This is a genomic window from Streptomyces sp. S186 (genome assembly GCF_051603415.1).
GTDB lineage: Bacteria > Actinomycetota > Actinomycetes > Streptomycetales > Streptomycetaceae > Streptomyces.
Genome location: NZ_CP193932.1, coordinates 1263881 through 1279929, shown reverse-complemented (window position 1 = coordinate 1279929; position 16049 = coordinate 1263881). Strand labels below are relative to the sequence as shown.

General features: G+C 73.4%; 17 protein-coding genes and 1 pseudogene. 5 read left to right on the top strand and 13 right to left on the bottom strand.

All coding sequences use genetic code 11. The features are described 5' to 3' along the window. Positions 1-127: 127 nt before the first annotated feature. On the top strand, positions 128-1414 hold the full coding sequence (locus tag ACRAS8_RS05615) for a DUF4185 domain-containing protein (RefSeq protein ID WP_438484662.1): 1287 nt from the start codon (positions 128-130) through the stop codon (positions 1412-1414). Between the two features lie 19 nt (positions 1415-1433). Here ACRAS8_RS05615 and ACRAS8_RS05610 read toward each other — a convergent pair whose 3' ends face one another. The 4 genes from ACRAS8_RS05610 to ACRAS8_RS05595 form a co-directional block, all read right to left on the bottom strand. Next, positions 1434-1835 carry a DUF1992 domain-containing protein gene (locus ACRAS8_RS05610; RefSeq protein ID WP_438484661.1) on the bottom strand — a complete coding sequence of 134 codons (402 nt, stop codon included), beginning with the start codon at positions 1833-1835 and terminating at the stop codon, positions 1434-1436. A gap of 97 nt (positions 1836-1932) precedes the next feature. After that, positions 1933-2577 carry a hypothetical protein gene (locus tag ACRAS8_RS05605; RefSeq protein WP_438484660.1) on the bottom strand — a complete coding sequence of 215 codons (645 nt, stop codon included), beginning with the start codon at positions 2575-2577 and terminating at the stop codon, positions 1933-1935. Beyond that, positions 2574-4103: an ATP-binding protein gene (locus ACRAS8_RS05600; RefSeq protein ID WP_438484659.1), complete on the bottom strand. Its 1530-nt coding sequence runs from the start codon at positions 4101-4103 to the stop codon at positions 2574-2576. Before ACRAS8_RS05600 ends, ACRAS8_RS05605 begins: the two co-directional genes overlap by 4 nt. Then, the gene (locus tag ACRAS8_RS05595; RefSeq protein WP_438484658.1) at positions 4100-4804 is read right to left on the bottom strand and encodes a response regulator; all 705 of its coding nucleotides are present in this window, start codon (positions 4802-4804) and stop codon (positions 4100-4102) included. The genes ACRAS8_RS05600 and ACRAS8_RS05595 overlap by 4 nt, the downstream gene beginning before the upstream one ends. Positions 4805-4959: 155 nt before the next feature. On the opposite strand from ACRAS8_RS05595, the gene ACRAS8_RS05590 reads away from it, so the two are divergent. Beyond that, a complete protein-coding gene (locus ACRAS8_RS05590; RefSeq protein WP_438484657.1) occupies positions 4960-5742 on the top strand; it encodes a polysaccharide deacetylase family protein in 783 nt (260 codons plus the stop codon). 157 nt (positions 5743-5899) lie between these two features. On the opposite strand, the gene ACRAS8_RS05585 is transcribed toward ACRAS8_RS05590, so the two are convergent. The 3 genes from ACRAS8_RS05585 to ACRAS8_RS05575 all read right to left on the bottom strand — a co-directional run bounded on the left by ACRAS8_RS05585 (position 5900) and on the right by ACRAS8_RS05575 (position 8563). Continuing rightward, positions 5900-6310, bottom strand: coding sequence for an SsgA family sporulation/cell division regulator (locus ACRAS8_RS05585; protein ID WP_438484656.1), 411 nt, complete (start codon positions 6308-6310; stop codon positions 5900-5902). A gap of 106 nt (positions 6311-6416) precedes the next feature. After that, on the bottom strand, positions 6417-8048 hold the full coding sequence (locus tag ACRAS8_RS05580; protein WP_438484655.1) for a PH domain-containing protein: 1632 nt from the start codon (positions 8046-8048) through the stop codon (positions 6417-6419). Further along, positions 8045-8563 (bottom strand): PH domain-containing protein, encoded by a 519-nt coding sequence (locus ACRAS8_RS05575; protein ID WP_438484654.1) that lies wholly within the window; start codon positions 8561-8563, stop codon positions 8045-8047. Before ACRAS8_RS05575 ends, ACRAS8_RS05580 begins: the two co-directional genes overlap by 4 nt. Before the next feature lie 186 nt (positions 8564-8749). On the opposite strand from ACRAS8_RS05575, the gene ACRAS8_RS05570 reads away from it, so the two are divergent. Then, a complete protein-coding gene (locus ACRAS8_RS05570; protein WP_438484653.1) occupies positions 8750-9355 on the top strand; it encodes a TetR/AcrR family transcriptional regulator in 606 nt (201 codons plus the stop codon). A 215-nt stretch (positions 9356-9570) separates the two neighbouring features. Beyond that, on the top strand, positions 9571-9897 hold the full coding sequence (locus tag ACRAS8_RS05565; protein WP_438484652.1) for a hypothetical protein: 327 nt from the start codon (positions 9571-9573) through the stop codon (positions 9895-9897). A gap of 160 nt (positions 9898-10057) precedes the next feature. On the opposite strand, the gene ACRAS8_RS05560 is transcribed toward ACRAS8_RS05565, so the two are convergent. Both ACRAS8_RS05560 and ACRAS8_RS05555 read right to left on the bottom strand, forming a co-directional pair. Then, the gene (locus ACRAS8_RS05560; RefSeq protein ID WP_438484651.1) at positions 10058-10564 is read right to left on the bottom strand and encodes a MarR family winged helix-turn-helix transcriptional regulator; all 507 of its coding nucleotides are present in this window, start codon (positions 10562-10564) and stop codon (positions 10058-10060) included. Between the two features lie 120 nt (positions 10565-10684). After that, entirely contained in the window at positions 10685-12943 is a 2259-nt protein-coding gene (locus tag ACRAS8_RS05555) for an FUSC family protein (RefSeq protein WP_438490355.1), read from the bottom strand. 148 nt (positions 12944-13091) lie between these two features. Here ACRAS8_RS05555 and ACRAS8_RS05550 point away from each other — a divergent pair, with 148 nt between their 5' ends. Further along, positions 13092-13844 carry a TetR/AcrR family transcriptional regulator gene (locus ACRAS8_RS05550; protein WP_438484650.1) on the top strand — a complete coding sequence of 251 codons (753 nt, stop codon included), beginning with the start codon at positions 13092-13094 and terminating at the stop codon, positions 13842-13844. Positions 13845-14072: 228 nt separating this feature from the next. Here the strand turns inward: ACRAS8_RS05550 and ACRAS8_RS05545 are convergent, their stop codons facing one another. The 4 genes and pseudogenes from ACRAS8_RS05545 to ACRAS8_RS05530 form a co-directional block, all read right to left on the bottom strand. Further along, on the bottom strand, positions 14073-14381 hold the full coding sequence (locus tag ACRAS8_RS05545) for a hypothetical protein (protein WP_438484649.1): 309 nt from the start codon (positions 14379-14381) through the stop codon (positions 14073-14075). Between the two features lie 176 nt (positions 14382-14557). After that, positions 14558-14752, bottom strand: a complete 195-nt coding sequence (locus tag ACRAS8_RS05540) for an acyl-CoA-like ligand-binding transcription factor (RefSeq protein WP_438484648.1) — start codon at positions 14750-14752, stop codon at positions 14558-14560. Between the two features lie 157 nt (positions 14753-14909). Continuing rightward, a pseudogene (locus tag ACRAS8_RS05535) lies at positions 14910-15068 on the bottom strand (TetR family transcriptional regulator); the annotation flags it as partial. 78 nt (positions 15069-15146) lie between these two features. Then, positions 15147-15950 (bottom strand): DeoR/GlpR family DNA-binding transcription regulator, encoded by an 804-nt coding sequence (locus tag ACRAS8_RS05530; RefSeq protein ID WP_438484647.1) that lies wholly within the window; start codon positions 15948-15950, stop codon positions 15147-15149. Between the last annotated feature and the right edge of the window lie 99 nt (positions 15951-16049).

Below are 16049 nucleotides of genomic sequence, written 5' to 3'. Positions count from 1 at the left end.
GAGCAGGGGGCAACGCTGTGACCTTGCCCTCGTTGAACGGAGCGCCGATTGCCATGTACCGCGCGAACCGTCACGGAAGGGCCCGGCCCGCGCGCTACGGTGGCCCCGCACCCCACCGAGGAGCGGAATGCACCACCCGCCGATCACCCGCACCACGCTCGCCGCCGCCCCGCTCGTCCTCCTGCTCCTGGCCGCCCTCGCAGCCGTACTGGTGCCGGCACCGCATCCGGGCGCCGACCGCGCCTCCTGCACGGGCCGCACCCTCGCCTCCTGGACCACGGACCCCGCCACCACCGAGGCGTTCGCCCGCTACGGCGACGACAACACCCGCACCGACGACTGGACCGGCGGCGACGGCACCCACTCGGTGCGCCTCCCCGACGGCCGGACGCTCTGGCTGTTCTCCGACACCTTCCTCGACCGGGTCCACCCGCCGCCCAACCCCCAGGGCGCACCCCGCAGTTGGCGCACCACCGACACCGGCGGCACCCCCTACCTCCGGCACAACTCCCTCGTGGTGATGTCCCCGTCGGGCACCCCGGAGCGCACCCTCACCGGCGGCACCCCGGCCGCGCCCGGACCGTTCTTCCCCGACCCGTCCGGCGGCGGCTGGCGCTGGCCCGTCCAGGCGGCAGTGGAGCCCCGCGCCCCCGGCTCATCCGACCGGGTCGTCCGGGTGCTGCTGTGGAACCGCCTCCCCGGCACCGGCCCGTGGGTCTTCGGCATCCCGCACGGCACCGACGTCGCCACCCTCTCCCTGCCCGGCCTCCGGCTGGAGTCGATCGCCCCCGTCGCCGACCAGAGCACCGTCCCCGACCCGGCCCGGCGCGTCCTCTACGGCACCGCACTGGTCCGCGACGGTGACCGGACCTATGTCTTCGGCGGCGACGACCCGCCCTCGTCCCCCGCCGGCAGCGGCTATCTGGCCCGGGTCCCGGCCGGCCGGCTCGCCGACCGGGCGGCCTGGCGGTACTGGGACGGCGCCCACTGGCGGCCGGACGCCGGGCGGGCCGCGCCGGTGCTCCGAGGCGGAAGCCGGCGCGGCGTCGGCAGCGCCTTCACCGTCGTCCGCGACGGCGGGACCTGGGTGCTGCTCACCATGGACACCGCGGCCGGCGGCACCGCCGGACTGCGCACGATCACCGCCTACTGGGCCTGCGCACCCCAGGGCCCCTGGCACGGCCCGTCCGGCCGGATCACCCCACCCCGCCCGTCCGGCCCCGACCCCGCCCACGTCGCGGCCTACAACCCCCAGGCCCACCCGGAGTTCACCACCGACGCGGGCCTGCTGCTCAGCTACGACGTCAACTGGCTGGGCCCGCCCGGGACCCCTGCCGACCCCATGGTCAACGGTGACGTGGAGCTTTACCGACCGCGCTTCCTACGGGTCCGGCTGGCGCCGACGGGGCCCTGACGCGCCGCGCGCCGTACCCTCAACTGCGATGCCTCTCCCGCCACTTGCGGGCCTCTTCCTCGATGTTGTACGGGACGAGGTTCAGCGGTGGACCCTCCTGCGGGGCGGCCAGTGCCGTGCGGATCCGGTCGTTGATCTCGGTCAGGATGCGGCGGAGCGCGGCCTCGCTCGGGGCGTCGGCGGCGGCCTGCAGGGCGTCCTCGGCCTCCTTGCGCAGGACGAGGGTGGGCGGGAGGAAGGACATCTGCTCCCGGCTCATCTTCTCCTTGATCCACCACGTCTCGTCGTACGGCCGGTCGAGGTGGGGGAGGGGCTTGCCGAAGCCGGGCAGCTGCTCGAAGCCGCCGCGCTCGGCCGACTCGCGGATCTGCTTGTCGACCCAGCTCTCGAAGCTGACGCCGGGGGGTTTGCGCTCGGTCATGGGATTCTCCCGAGGTGCGGGCCGGACGGTCCTCGTCCCTTCACCGTAGCGCAGCGCCCTGTCCGGCCCGGGGCGCGGGCCGGACAGGGCGGCCGGGTCAGTCTCCTCCGTCGGCGGTGTCGGCGGCGCTGGTCGGGGTCGCCTGGACCAGCGGGAAGGCGTTGCTGCCGCCGCACACCATGGGGCCGACCTGGACCCCGTGGCCGACCAGCGTCACCGTGACCTGGCCCGGCGGCCGGTCCCCGGGGACGCGGGCGTTGGCGGCGGTGCACACCAGCTGGTTCAGCGAGGCCGGGTCCAGCAGCTTGGCGTTCACCGGCAGGGTGATCGCGACCCGGCCGGGCCCGGTCGTGGCGGTGAGCGGAGCGGGGAACTTGGGCACGACGCTGGAGAGCCCCCGCATCCGCTCGGCGTGGTTGGGCCCCTGCATCAGCAGGTTGATGGCGGCCTGCGGGTCCAGCGGTTCCTTCGCCGGGCGGGTCGCCGGGTGGAGCCCGTCCGGCCCGTAGAAGAACAGCTGCACATCGGCCGGCGGTTTGCCCGGGGCCCGTACCCCGGACGCCGGCTCCCCGGCGTCGATCACATCGGTGGTCTCGATGCCGCAGCCGGCCAGGGTGGCGGTGAGCGCGCCGGCCAGGGCGCCCAGGGCTGCCCGGCGGACGGGACGGCGGACGGCGGCGGCAGGGCGCGCGGCCGTCCGGCCCGTGGTCTGCCGGCGCGTGGTCTGCTGGCGGACGCTCATACGGCGTCGCCTCCCTTCCCGGTGGCCGAGGGCTTCCCCGCCGTCTCGTCCGCGGTCCCGTCGGCCGGTGCCTCCTCGTGCCGCAGCGGCAGCTCCACGGTGAACACCGCACCGCCTTCCGGGGCGTTGGCGGCGCGCAGGGTGCCGCCGTGCAGCCGGACGTTCTCCTGCGCGATGGCGAGCCCCAGCCCGCTGCCCTCGGAGCGGGCGCGGGCCGAGTCCGCCTTGTAGAAGCGGTCGAAGACATGGGGCAGCACCTCGGGGTCTATCCCCGGGCCGCTGTCGCGGATCTCGATCAGCAGGGTGGCGTCGCCCGGCTCCGGCGCGCGCAGCACCACCCGGACCGGCTCGCCGCCGTGATGCAGGGCGTTGCCGACGAGGTTGGCCACCACCACGTCCAGTCGGCGCGGGTCCAGCCGGGCCCGGACGTCGTCCGGCAGCTCCGCGGTCACCCGCTGCTGCCAGGCACGGGCCTGGAGCGTCTTGCGGATCGTCTCGGCGACGTCCACCTCGTCCAGGTGGAGCGCCGCGGCGCCCGCGTCGAACCGCGAGACCTCCATCAGGTCCTCCACCATCCGCGCCAGCTTCCCGGTCTCCTGGCTGATCAGCCGGACCGCCGAGGCGGTGTCCGGGTCGAGGGAGTCGGCGTCCTCGTCCAGCACGTCGGTGACCGCGGACATCGCCGCCAGCGGCGTCCGCAGCTCGTGCGAGACATCGGCCGCGAACCGCCGGGAGTTCGCCTCCATCCGGCGCAGCTCCGCCATGCTCTCCTCCAGCTTCGCCGCCATCTCGTTGAACGTCCGCGACAGATCGGCGAGTTCGTCGGCGCCCTTGAGCTCCAGCCGGGTGTCCAGCTTGCCCTCGGCGATCCGCCCGGCGGCCTGCCGCAGCCCCCGGACGGGCCGCAGCACCCCGCGCGCCGCGACCAGTGGCAGGATCACCGCCAGCGCGAAGGCCGGCAGCGCCCCGCCGCGCGCGGCGGTCACCAGCGCCTCCACGTTGGCCTCCTCCGCACGCAGCGGCAGCTGTGCGTAGACCGTCAGCGCGGACGGCCGGCCGTCGGTCTGCCGCACCGGCATCCCGATCAGCAGCCAGGGCGAACCGTCCCGGTCGATGCGCTGGAAGGCCGGCACCCGGCGCTTCTCCACCGACGACTTGAAGTCGGCCGGCACCACCATGTCGCGCCGCAGCCCGCTCGCGTCGTCGTCCGGGACGCCGTTGTAGTGCACCGAGATGTCCCAGTCGCGGGACTTGCCGGAGCGTTCCAGCTTCACCCGGAAGAAGTCCAGGTCGGACCGGGACGGCGGCACCGCCAGCTCCGGCGCCAGGGAATTCACCTGGGCCCGCAGGTCGTTGACGGCGGTGTCCTGGGACCGCTGGAGGATGGCGTTGCGCGCCTCGCGGTAGGTCAGCCCGGCGGTGGTCAGCGCACTGACCGCGGCCACCAGCAGGAACGCCACCACGAGCCGGGCGCGCAGTCCGCGCACCGCGGAGACGCCCGGCAGCAGGCGGCGGAGCCGGCTCACAGCGGTCCGAAGCGGTAACCGAAACCGCGCACGGTCTGGACGTACCGGGGGCTGCGCGGGGTGTCCTCTATCTTCGTCCGCAGCCGCATCACACAGGCGTCCACGAGCCGGGCGTCGCCGTGGTAGCTGTGCTCCCAGACGTGCTCGAGCAGCTGCTGGCGGCTGAAGACCTGGCCCGGGGTGGCGGACAGGAACAGCAGCAGCTTCATCTCGGACGGCGCCAGCGCCAGGTCCTCGCCGCCCTTGCTGACGACCAGCCCGGCCCGGTCGATGGCCAGTGCGCCGTAGGTCTCGACCGGCGCGGGCCCCGGCTCACCGGCCGGGGCACCGTCGGGCGGCAGCGCGGTGCGCCGCAGCACCGCCCGGATCCGGGCCTCCAGCACCTCGCCACGGGCCGGTTTGACGATGTAGTCGTCGGCACCCGCCTCCAGCCCGAGGACCACGTCGAGGTCGTCGCCGCGGGCGGTGAGCATGATGATCGGCAGCTGTCGCTCGGCGCGGATGAGCCGGCAGATCTCGAAGCCGTCCTTGCCGGGCAGCATCAGATCCAGCAGCACGATGTCGGGGCGGAAGGACGGCAGCGCCGCCAGCCCTTCCTCGCCGCTGGCCGCGGCCGCGACGTCATGGCCGCGCCGCCGCAGCGCGAGGGACACCCCGTCGCGGACGGCGGCGTCGTCCTCGATCAGCAGTACACGTGGCATGGGTCCAGTATCAATAAGTTTCATGATGGATCCGTAACAGGAGCATCCCGCCCCGAGTCCTGTGCATCTGAGGGGGTGCGGGCGGCGTCCGTGTAAAGAGGCACACCAGGCCGCCGGCAGGAATACCAGCAGAGCACATGAGGGGCGGGTTCGACATGGCACGGCGCTTCGGCACGGGACGGCGCTTCGGCATCGAGGGCGGGATCATCGGCGTGACCACCGCGGCGGTGGCGTCATTGGCGGTGGCGGGGGCGTTCGCGTTCCTCCAGCCCAGCGCCGAGGCCGACCCGGTCGACCACGCGCGGAAGCCGGCCCAGCCGCCGCGCACCGCTCCGGTCGACCCGTCCATCGTGCACGCCTCCGACCGCCCCGGCCGCAGCCTGAACATCACCATTGACGACGGCCCGGACCCCGTCTGGACCCCGAAGGTGCTGGAGGCCCTCAAGGAGAACGACGTCAAGGCGACCTTCTGCATGATCGGCCCGCAGGCCGCCGCCCACCCCGACCTCGTCAAGAAGGTGGTGGCCGGCGGACACCGGCTCTGCGACCACACCATCGACCACAACACCGCCATGGACCACCGCTCCGAGGATTACCAGTCCCGGCAGGTCCTCGACGCCCAGAAAATGATCGAGGACGCGGCGGGCGGCGCCAAGGTCGAGTACTACCGCGCCCCCGGCGGCGCCTTCACCCCCTACAGCCGCAAGCTGGCCGCCGAGCACGGCATGCGCCCGCTGGGCTGGAACGTCGACAGCAAGGACTTCGAGGGCGGCAGCGTCGCGCACATCGAGTCGACCGTCCGCGGCGAGCTCCGCAACGGCCCCACCGTCCTCTTCCACGACGGCGGCGGCAACCGCGCCCGCACCGTGCAGGCGCTGAAGCGACTGCTGCCGTGGATGAAGCAGCAGGGCTACGGGTTCGGTTTCCCGAAGCGGTAGCTCCGCTACGTACGCCCCTGTACGCCCCGTACCCCCCACACACACAGCTGAACGGGCCGGTTACCACCGGCCCGTTCGTCGTCTCCAGTTTGTGCGCGTCCCGCCCGTTCGCTTCCCGTCCGTGCGCGTTCGCTTCGCCGCGGCGCCGTCGTCGCCCTCACGCCGTGCCGAACAGCTCCGCCAGCCCCCGCTCCACGCCCAGGTACTCGTGCTCCCGTCCGGCCGGCACCGCCTCGTACGAGCGGGCCAGGAACTGCCGGACGTCCTCGGTCCGCAGCTGGACCATGGCGATGCCCTCATCGGCGTGGAACTCCATCACCGTGCGTTCCGGGCCCGACGGCCGCACCCGCACATCGCCCCGGCCGGCCGCCCCGTGCAGCCCCTCGGCGAGCAGGTCCCGGGCGAACGCCCAGTCCACCGCCGCGCCGTCGAGCGAGATCTCCGGCGGGAAGGCCATCCGCACCGCCAGCGGATCGGTCCGCAGGTAGCGGAGCACCGCCGGGACCGCGTGACCGACCGACGTCGCGAGGAGACGGACCTGGACGGCTTGGTCGATGGCGGTGTGCATCGCGGCGGCTCCCTCACAGCGAGTCGGCCCGCGGAACGCGGGCGTGGTCATCCTGTAGGACGGTCTGCCCGGCCCCGCCGTGCACAGTCGTGGGGTGTGATCTACGTCATGTCGCCGGCGCCGAATCCCCGTTCCGTTGCGGGTGGGTGAGGAACTCGTCCAGGAGGCCCGGGGTCGCCGCCGCGGCGAAACCGGGCGCGGCGCCCTCGGCGAGATCCGGGATGCGGTAGCCCTCCTCGCCCGCCGCCACCGCCGCGGTCAGCGACACCAGCCCGGCCCGCCGGGTGAACGGCGAGGTGGTGAACGTCCAGGCGGCGACCGCCTCGCGCCGCAGCACCAGGGTGTCCCGGCTGAACGTGCCCGAGCGGGCGACCAGATGGCGGCCGGCGATCCCGTGCCCCAGGTTCCGGTACGCGTCCCGGGCCAGCCACAGCACCACCGGGGTGGCGATCACCGCGTAGATCCACGCGGCGTGCAGCAGCACCGGGGTGAACGCCGCCCCCAGACCGGCCAGCAGCGCCGTGCCCGGCAGCACGCCGAAGAGCATGCCGCGCACCCGCCGCCGGCGCAGCGCGACCCGCGGATGCCGCGCCAGTTGACCTTCCTGACGCTCCGTCATCTTTATGGCGGGAAAGGGGGATTGGAGTGCTCCGCCGGCCACCTGTACCGCCTCCCGGCGGGGTGCCGGCGGCAGCAGTCCGCTGCGCTTGCGGTTCTCCTCCTTGTTGCCCAGGCCGCCCGCCACCGCGCGCACCGTCGCTCCGCCGCCGGCCCGCAGCAGCAGCGGCTCGCGCAGCACCACCCCGCGCAGCCGGGCGCGCTCGATGGTCACCGAGCGGGTGGTCAGCAGCCCCCGGTGCACCCGCAGGGTGCCGGCGTCCGCCCACTCCAGGCGGTAGTTCCACCAGTTCTCGACGTACAGCGCGACCGCGCCCACCGAGCCGAGCGCGATCACCGCCAGCAGGGCCGCGGGGATGGTCAGCCACAGCATGCCGTTGCCGAACTCCTCGAACGCCCGCCGGACGAAGCCGAGTTTCCAGGGCTCGATGCCGATCTCGTGCAGCACCCGGTAGGCCGAACCGCCCGCGGCGAAGACCCCGCCGACGACCCAGAAGGTCAGCGGCGCGTACCGCAGCCAGCGCCAGTTGATCCGCGCCAGCACCGGATCCTCGGCGATCGTCCCGGTGGCCGCGCGGGCCAGCAGTTCGGTGCGCAGCCGCTCGCCCTCGGCCACGGGGAGGGCCTCCAGCGAGAGTTCGCCGCGGCCCTCCCCGGAGCCCGCGGTGCCGGCCCGCAGGACCGTGACGCCGAGCAGCCGGTGCAGCGGGGACGCCGTCAGGTCGACGGTGCGGATCCGGTGCAGCGGCACGCTCCGCACCCGCCGGGTGAGCAGCCCGCTCCGCACCTCCAGGCTCTCGCCGGTGACCCGGAAGCCGGTGCGCGCCCACCGGACCAGCCCGGCCCCGGTGAGCACGGCGAACGCGGCGGCGATCGTGGCCAGGGTGAGCCAGGCGCCGCCGGTGATCCGGCCGCCGGTGGCCAGTGCCGTCAGCGCCAACGAGCCGAGCGGCGCGCCCAGCCAGCCGCAGTGCACCAGCAGCGTGCGGGGGCTCAGCCGCCGCCACTCCGGCCGGTCGGCGCTCGCGGGGCGCTCCTCGGCGTGCTCGGGACAGGGGGCGGGGGTCGGCGTGCCGCCGTCTTGGGGGGCGTCTGCGGGGCCGTTCCAGGGGGTGCTCATGCGGCATCCCCCGGCACGTCCTGGGCGACCTCGCCGATCCGCCGGGACAGCGCCTCGGCGTCCGCGTCCGAGAGGCCGGCGATCTTGATGTCACCGGCGGTCGAGGCGGTGGTGACGGTCACCGTCGCCAGCCCGTACCGCCGCTGTATCGGCCCGCGCAGGGTGTCCACCGTCTGCACCCGGGACAGCGGCGCGATCCGTCGCTTCTGCCAGAACCAGCCGCCCGCCGCGTAGACCGCGCGCTCGCCCAGCTCCCAGGCGTGCACCGCGTACCGCATCCGCGGCATCACCACGAGGTAGCCCACCGCCGGCAGGACCAGGACGACGAGCAGCAGTGGGCCCAACCACGTCAGCGCGCCCGGGAAGAAGAGGAGCGACAGCACCGCCAGTGCCAGCGCGGTCAGCAGCATCGGACCGCTGAGCGTGAGCAGTGCCTGGGTCCGCCACCAGGCGCGGGCGCGTGGATCGACGCGGTGGCGGGGCGGGCGGAGGAGCGGTGCGGCGTGCTCGGGCATGAGGGGGTCACCGTTTTCCAAGTCAAACGTATTGTGAGGCGGTACGTTATAACGGTACGAGCGACTTGTAAAAGTCGGCCGCTCAGTGGCCTGTATGACAGCCCAGAGGAAGCCCGGGGCGCCCCAGAGGCAGTGCAGAGGCAGCGCAGATGCAGTACGGCAGTACGGATGGAAGGGGCACCGCTCGTGCCGAAGAAGGTGGATCACGAAGCCAGGCGCCAGGAGATCTCCGCGGCGCTCTGGCGGCTCGCGAACACCCGGGGCGTGGACGGCGTCAGCCTGCGCGATGTCGCCGCCGAAGCCGGTATCTCGCTGGGCCGGATCCAGCACTACTTCCGTACCAAGGACGAGTTGCTGCTGTTCGCCCTCCGGCGCATCAACCACGAGGCCACCGCACGCATCACGCAGCGGATCCAGGCGCTGAAGGAGGAGCCCACGCCGCGGGCGGTGCTCCGCGCCTGCTGCGCCGGGATGCTCCCGCTCGACGCGGAGAGCCGCGCCGGCCTCCTGGTCGCCGCTGCCTACTACTCCCGCGCCGTCCACGACCCGGCCCTGGGCGCGGAGGCGCGGGACGGCATCCCCAAGCTCCGCGACTTCTTCGCCGACCAGCTGCGGCTGGCCGCCGAGCGCGGCGAACTCCCGCCCGAGCGCGCCACCGAGGGCGAGGCCATGCTGCTGATCGCCCTCTCCGACGGCCTGGCCTCCTACGTCCTGCTGGGCATCCACGGCCCCGAGCAGGCGCTCGCCCTCCTGGACCGACAGCTGGACAACCTGTTCGGGACGGAGCGGTAAGCCTGGTCGGTGAGCGCTGACGTCGATGATGGATGACGCCCTGTCAAATACTGGCTATGGAACGGACATTGGTCGGCCTTCCGCGCTTTCTCGCCATCGCCGCTCGGCCCGGTCGCGCGCTCTGCCATTCTGTCGTCCGACCGTCGCGCAGGAGCGCCCCACCGCACTTGGCGGGGTGCTCCCGCGCGTCACAGCGTGACCAAGGGGAGGCGGCAATGCCGTACATCGGGGAGACCTGGCGGGTGGAACGGGGCGCGGACGTGATCGGCGAGATCACAGTCACGGAGGCGGACCTCCCCTGGTTGAACGGTCGCTTCACGCCTGGCCCGGCCTTCGCCGAACTGCGGCCGCACTTCGCCCGCGAGCTGGCCCTCATCGACACCGTCGACGACGACCTGGCCGCCTGGGAGGACGCCTACACCCGTGCCAGCGACGGCGTCCGGCTGATCGCTCCGGACGGGCCGGTGGCGGAGTTCCTGCTGCACATCGAGGACGACGCGGCGTGGTTCCGCTGGAGCGACGAGCCGTTTCCGGGGGAATGAGGGCCGTTGCCCGGGGGTGAGGTGCGGGGCGGGCGCCCCGGGGGGTGAGGTGCACGCCGCACTGAGGGGAGCCCTCACCCAGAGGCCCCGGGGTAAGGGCCCTCTGGGCGAGGGAGGCCGCCCGCCGTCTCCGCCGCCCGCCGTCCTGGCGTCGCGGCCGTCAGTCCATCAGGCTCGCCAGCCGCCCCTCCAGCACCACCAGCAACTCGCTCAGCGCCGTGGAGAGTTCCTCCTGCCGTGCCTGTCCGATTCCCACCAACAGTGCGGCCTCGTACCGCAGTTGCTCGGGAAGCAGCCGGTCGATGGTCTCCCGCCCCTCGTCGGTGAGCGAGAGATGGGTGACCCGGCGGTCCCGGTCGTCCGGCCGGCGGCTGACCAGCCCGCGCTCCTCCAACTGCCGGACGCGCTTGGTGACCGCCGCCCCCGAGGCGAAGGTCTCCCGCGCCACCCGGCCGGGCGTCAGCTCACGGTCCATCCGGCGCAGCGTGCCGAGGATGTCGAACTCGGGCCGGGTCAGCCCCGCCCGCCGCAGCGGCGCATCGGCGGCCTGCTGCAGCAGCGCGGAACAGCGGTTGAGCCGTCCGATCACCGCCATCGGGCCGGTGTCCAGCCCGGGGTGCACCTGCTGCCACTGGCGCATCACCCCAGCGACGATGTCCTCGGTCACCCGCACTCTCCTCTCGGCCCATCCATCCGTCCGGCCGGTATCCCGGTCGCCTACAGTCCTCATTGTGCCTGCCCAGGGCTGGGCCGAACGTGCCCGCTCAGGGCGGGACCGAGCAGCGCGTCAGGCGGCCAGGGCGGGCGCGGCGAGCCGCCGGACCAGGGCGGCCAGCGTCCGATGACCCTGCTGCTCGGCGTGGGCGATCCGCTCCTCGGGGAGCGCCCGCTGCCACCACTCACCGGCCGCCACCTCCACGGCCTCCCGCAACTCGACCAGGGCCCCGCCGAGCCGGTCCCGCGCCCACCCGGCCTCATGCGCCCAGCCGACCCACTCGGCCTCATCCACCCAACCGGTCTCGTGTGTCCAACCGGCCCCTCGTGCCCAACCGGCGTCGCGTACCTCGGTTGCTTCCTCCACCCCGACAGGCTCGTCCGCCCATCCTGTTCTGTTCACCCCGTCGTCCCCGGCTTCCCTGTCCATCCCAGCTACCCCAGCTACCGCGGCTACCCCGTTCATCGTGCCCACGCCCGACCACCGTCCGGACTGCCCGGACCTCCTGGACCGCGTCCCGTGCTGCGCCTCGGACCGCGCCCCGGGCCCAATGGCCAGCAGCCGGGACGCTGCCGCTTCAGCCTCCCCGACACGTTCCAGCGCCAGATCGATCCGGTCGGCCGCCCGCCGGTTGGTGACCAGTACGCAGCAGAACAGCCCGACCACCGCACCCACCACGGTGTCCAGCCACCGGTCGGCGATCAGCGTGCCGGCCGGCAGCGGCCGGCCGAACTCGGTCAGCAGCAGCGCCATCGGCGTCACACACACCGAGCCGAGCCAGTAGTTCCGGGTGATCGTGGCCTCCGCACCGAGCTGGAACGCCAGCGCCAGCGCGATCATCACGCCCGGCCCGATGTGGATCACCGGCAGCAGGGCGGTGAACAGGAGCAGCCCCAGCAGGTTGCCGAGGGTGCGCTGGAAGGCGCGCTCCCAGGAGAGGGTGGTGTTGGCCTGGTAGATCGACGCCGCGGTCACCACTGCCCAGTACGGATGCCCGACTCCCGCCGCCAACGAGGCCCAGCCCGCCAGGACGCACCCCACCGCGACCCGCGCCCCGATGGGCAGCAGCGGCGAACCGGGCCGGAGCCGCCCGACCACCGCCCGCACGCCCCGCGGCCGCCCAGGCACCGGCCGCCGCAGCCCACGCCCGCCCGCCCCCCGACCCTGTCGGCCGCCACGGGACTCCACTCCCGTCCGCGGACGGCACTCCTCCGCCGTCGCGGCACGGCGTCCCTCTGCCCCCGCCGCACGGGTCGTCGCACTCGGCTGCCGCAGAGCCATGCCGGGCTCCAGCGAAGCCCCGAACTCCCAGGCCACGCCGGCCAGTTCCGAGGCTTCCGCAGCGGTCAGTGTCACCTCGGGCAGCGGGCGTCCGCTCCGCAGCTCCCGCGCCCAGCCGCCGAACCGGTCGGCCTCCGCCGCCGCATTCCGAGGGACCCCGCCCAGCGCGGACTCCGCCCGCACCAGCAGCCGCTCCAGCCCCGCCCGTGCCGCGGCCTTCGCCGGCGTACGGGCCGGAACCAGGAAGAGCGCGTGCCAGGCCGCGTTCACCGCCGCCGCGGTGGCGTGCCGGGCATGCGCCACCCCGGCCGGCTCCGGGGCTGCGGGGGGCTCCGCACGCCCGGCCGGTCCTGGACGCCCGGCCGGTCCCGCACCCCCGGCCGGTCCCGCGCCCCTGGCCGGCGTCCCGTCGCTGGTCGAGGCCGTGCCCCCAGCCGGCCGCGCGGCCACCGCCTCCGCCTCCGCCTCCGCCCGCGCCCGCAGCAGCCCGGCGGCGGCCTCCAGCGCCCGCGCGGTGGCGATCCGCTCCGGCCCCTGCGGCCGTACCAGCGCCGGCGCCATGCACACCAGCCACGCGAACGCCCCGGTGGCCAGCGCCAGCCCCGTATGCGGCAGCACCTCCGCCGGCCGCTGCGGCACGAAGAACGCCGAGGCCGCGATGAACGTCAGGATCAGATTCCCCGGCGGCCCGATCCGCGTCGCATCGCACAGCACCTTGTGCAGCGCGGCGACCAGCGACGCCAGGACCACCAGCGCCGCGGCCGAGGTGATCAGCGACGCCGCGGTCAACGCGACGGCGACGCTCGCCACCATCCCGAGCACCACCCACGGCAGCGTCCGGGCCCGCGCCGCGTACGGCAGGCCGTGCGCGTACAGCGCGCACATCGCCCCGGCGGAGGTGTAGAGCACCAGGTCGAGCCGCCCCAGGCCGAGCAGCACCAGATCCGGGACGCCCAGCGCGACCACGGCACTGAGCGCCGGCTTGTGCCAGATGTCGACGGGCCGCCGCAGCCGCACCGTGCTCCGGACCGGCAGCGGCCGGAACCGCACCGCGGCCGCCCCGTCCGTCCCGCCCGGCCCCCTGACGGTCGACCGCGCCGTCCTTGGCCGTCGCCCGGTGCCCCTGACCTGCTTCGCGGCGTGCTTGGCATGCTTCCCCATACCAAAAACATTAGCAGGTGTTTTACAAGTAAAAGATATGCGCCGGATCACCCCGCCGACGCGCGACAATGTCCCCGTGCCAACCGCCAAGAACGCCAAAAACACCAAGCACGAGAAGAGCGCTGAGGGCGCCGAGAGCGCCGAGAGCGCCACCAGGAGGGGCAAGGGCGCCAAGAGCTCCGGGAAGGCGGAGTCGGCCACCGCGTCCACCTCACCGGACCGCCGCCGCGAACTCCTGGACACCGCGGCGGAGGTGTTCGCCGCGCAGGGCTACAACGCGACCACCGTCCGCCAGATCGCGGACGCGGCGGGAATGCTCGCGGGCAGCCTCTACTACCACTTCGACTCCAAGGAATCGATGGTCGACGAGATCCTCGCGACTTTCCTGGACGAGCTGTGGGCCGGCTACGACGCGGTGCTGGCGGCCGGCCACGGGCCGCGGGAGACCATCGAGGCGCTGGTCACCGAGTCGTTCCGGGAGATCGACCGGCACCGTGCCGCGGTCGCGATCTACCAGAAGGAGGCCCGGTACCTCGCCACCCAGCCCCGCTTCGGCTATCTGACCGAATCCCGGCGGAAGTTCGAGCAGCTGTGGCTCGGCGTGCTGGAACGCGGCGTGGCCGCGGGTGTCTTCCGCGGCGACCTCGACCTCCGGCTGGCCTACCGCTTCCTGCGCGACACGGTCTGGGTCGCCGCGAGCTGGTACCGCCCGGAGGGCCGCCACACCCCCGAGGAAATCGCCCGCCAGTACCTCGCCATGGTCCTGGACGGCATCGCCCTCCCGGAGTGACCTGCCGGGTTACGTGCACGGGCGCTGCCAGGCCGCCCGGCCGACTGGCAGCCCCCGCCGTGCAGCCTGGCCCGGCCCGAGGAGCGCATCACTGCCCGTCATGCTTGACTACTGGCTGCCTTGCTGCCTTGGCGCCTTGCAGCCTTGCTGTCTTGCTGTCTTGCCCAGAGGCCGCTGTGGCCGGCGGCAGGCGCGGCCCTCAATAAGAGCCGCTCTTGTTCTCGACGGTCAGCAGGAGACGTTCTTGACGTACAGGGCCCGCGGGCCGGCCGCCGAGCCGTATCGCACGTCCTTCGTCGCTCCCTTGGGGAGCTGGCCGCGCCGATCCGCCTGGTGCGGGATGACGATCGAGTAGCAGGCCGGCCGCTGGGCGCACAGATTCATCAGCCGGACGTAACGCTGACCGCCCGAGGTGAAGTACTTGAGCACCTTGGCGCACCGCGGCACCTGGTCGGCTACCGCCTGCGTCGCGGTGGCCAGCGTCAGCGAGGCCCCGCACACCGCACCGGCGAGCGCTATGGACGTGATCTTCCGCATCTGTTTTCCCCCGTTCAATGCGCGGCCGCGGTCCGCCTTGTCCGGCCGTCATGCGACGACCGGGTCGGCCCCGCCCCAGCGCTTCGGTCTTCTTCGCGGCCTCCGCCGCCCCAGCTGTCATGGCTCGCCGAGCCCTGCCCGGCTCCGCCCCATTCTCCACACCCGCACCCTGGATTTCAGCCCCGGGTCGCCGCCTGGAGCTCGTCCACCTGTAAACAGGCCAAAGCCTGCCACGTGAGCTCCGTCACATCGCCCGGCTCGTCCTGCCCCGCCCAGTGCTCCACGGCGACCGACACTGCATCGATCAAGGCACAGGCCAGCAGCCGTACTTCCATGCTGTCCTCGGCCGCTCCGGTGCGCGCCGCGAGCACCGGGACGAACTGGTCCTGTATGTCCCGCCCGGCGGCCGGCCACCGCATCCGATCGCCGGCACGCTGCCCATGACCCGGATCAGCCGCCGCGCCTTCTCCGGGTCGGCCGGCCTGCGCCCCACCGCCGAGTCGTCGAATGCCGCCCGCACCGCGGTGGTCAGCGGTCCGTCGACGAGCCGGTCGGCGAGCCGCTCGACGCGGCCCCCACGCTGGAGGTCAGTACCGGCGTGAGTGCGTCCTCCTTGGCCGCGCAGTAGCGGTAGAAGGTCCGCAGCGAAATCCCCGCCGCCGACACGATGTCCTCGACGGTCGTCGCCTCGTACCCCCGACCGGTGTCCTACCCCTGGACGCCCGCCGATGCCTGGCTGATCTCGGTGAGGCCGGCGTCCCCGTCTCATTCGTTCCCGGTCGGGCGCGCCGCCACCACCTTCAGCCCGCGCTCGGCGAACTCCCTGCGGGTCTCCTCCGCCACCGCGCCGTCGGTGATGAGGGTGTCGAAGACATCCGCATCACCGACCCTCGCGAAGCACCGTTCACCGATCTTCGACGAGTCCGCGACGACCACGGCCCGGCGGGCCCGCTCGGCCATGAGCCGGTTGATCCGCGCCTCCGCCTCGTCGTGCACCGTGGCCCCCATCACCGGGTCCACGCCATTGGCCCCGATGAACGCGATGTCGATGGAGATCTGCTGGAGTACCAACTCGCTGAAGGGTCCCACCAGTTCATAGGAACGGGAGTGGGCCACACCGCCCGTGAGCACGATCTTGATCTGCGGCCGGACGGCCAGCTCGTTGGCGATGTTGAGTGAGTTGGTGACGATGGTCAGATCCGGCTGCGGACCCGCCTCGGCGAAGTCCGGCCGGGTGGCGAGCACCCGCGCGATCGCGGTGGTCGTCGTCCCGCCGCTCAGCCCGACCACGTCCCCGCGCTCCACCAGCCGCGCGGCCGCCTTGGCCACCGCCTCCTTCTCCGCCGACCGGTGCCCCTGCTTGTAACGGATCGGAAGGTCGTACGCCACCGAGCTCAGCACCGCCCCGCCCCGGGTGCGGACCAGCAGCTGCTGCTCGGCGAGGGCATCCATGTCGCGCCGCATCGTGGCGGCGGAGACCTCCAGTGCGGTCGCCGCCTCCTCGACATCCACCCGGCCCCGGTCCCCGAGCAGCTCGAGCAGTGCGTTCATTCGTTCATGGCGCTTCATGGCGCGAGCCTAATTCGTTCCCCGGCCTGAAGTGCTTCCCGGCCCATGCTCCCGGCCTCACCTCGCTTTCTCAGTCTTTTCGTGCGTCCCCCGATCTCC

What these genes read in the sequence shown, in the direction of transcription:
- ACRAS8_RS05615 (WP_438484662.1), top strand. Translation starts at nt 128, where the DNA reads ATGCACCACCCGCCGATCACCCGCACCACGCTCGCCGCCGCCCCGCTC.
- ACRAS8_RS05610 (WP_438484661.1), bottom strand. Translation starts at nt 1,835, where the DNA reads ATGACCGAGCGCAAACCCCCCGGCGTCAGCTTCGAGAGCTGGGTCGAC.
- ACRAS8_RS05605 (WP_438484660.1), bottom strand. Translation starts at nt 2,577, where the DNA reads ATGAGCGTCCGCCAGCAGACCACGCGCCGGCAGACCACGGGCCGGACG.
- ACRAS8_RS05595 (WP_438484658.1), bottom strand. Translation starts at nt 4,804, where the DNA reads ATGCCACGTGTACTGCTGATCGAGGACGACGCCGCCGTCCGCGACGGG.
- ACRAS8_RS05590 (WP_438484657.1), top strand. Translation starts at nt 4,960, where the DNA reads ATGGCACGGCGCTTCGGCACGGGACGGCGCTTCGGCATCGAGGGCGGG.
- ACRAS8_RS05585 (WP_438484656.1), bottom strand. Translation starts at nt 6,310, where the DNA reads ATGCACACCGCCATCGACCAAGCCGTCCAGGTCCGTCTCCTCGCGACG.
- ACRAS8_RS05580 (WP_438484655.1), bottom strand. Translation starts at nt 8,048, where the DNA reads ATGAGCACCCCCTGGAACGGCCCCGCAGACGCCCCCCAAGACGGCGGC.
- ACRAS8_RS05575 (WP_438484654.1), bottom strand. Translation starts at nt 8,563, where the DNA reads ATGCCCGAGCACGCCGCACCGCTCCTCCGCCCGCCCCGCCACCGCGTC.
- ACRAS8_RS05565 (WP_438484652.1), top strand. Translation starts at nt 9,571, where the DNA reads ATGCCGTACATCGGGGAGACCTGGCGGGTGGAACGGGGCGCGGACGTG.
- ACRAS8_RS05550 (WP_438484650.1), top strand. Translation starts at nt 13,092, where the DNA reads ATGCGCCGGATCACCCCGCCGACGCGCGACAATGTCCCCGTGCCAACC.
- ACRAS8_RS05545 (WP_438484649.1), bottom strand. Translation starts at nt 14,381, where the DNA reads ATGCGGAAGATCACGTCCATAGCGCTCGCCGGTGCGGTGTGCGGGGCC.
- ACRAS8_RS05530 (WP_438484647.1), bottom strand. Translation starts at nt 15,950, where the DNA reads ATGAAGCGCCATGAACGAATGAACGCACTGCTCGAGCTGCTCGGGGAC.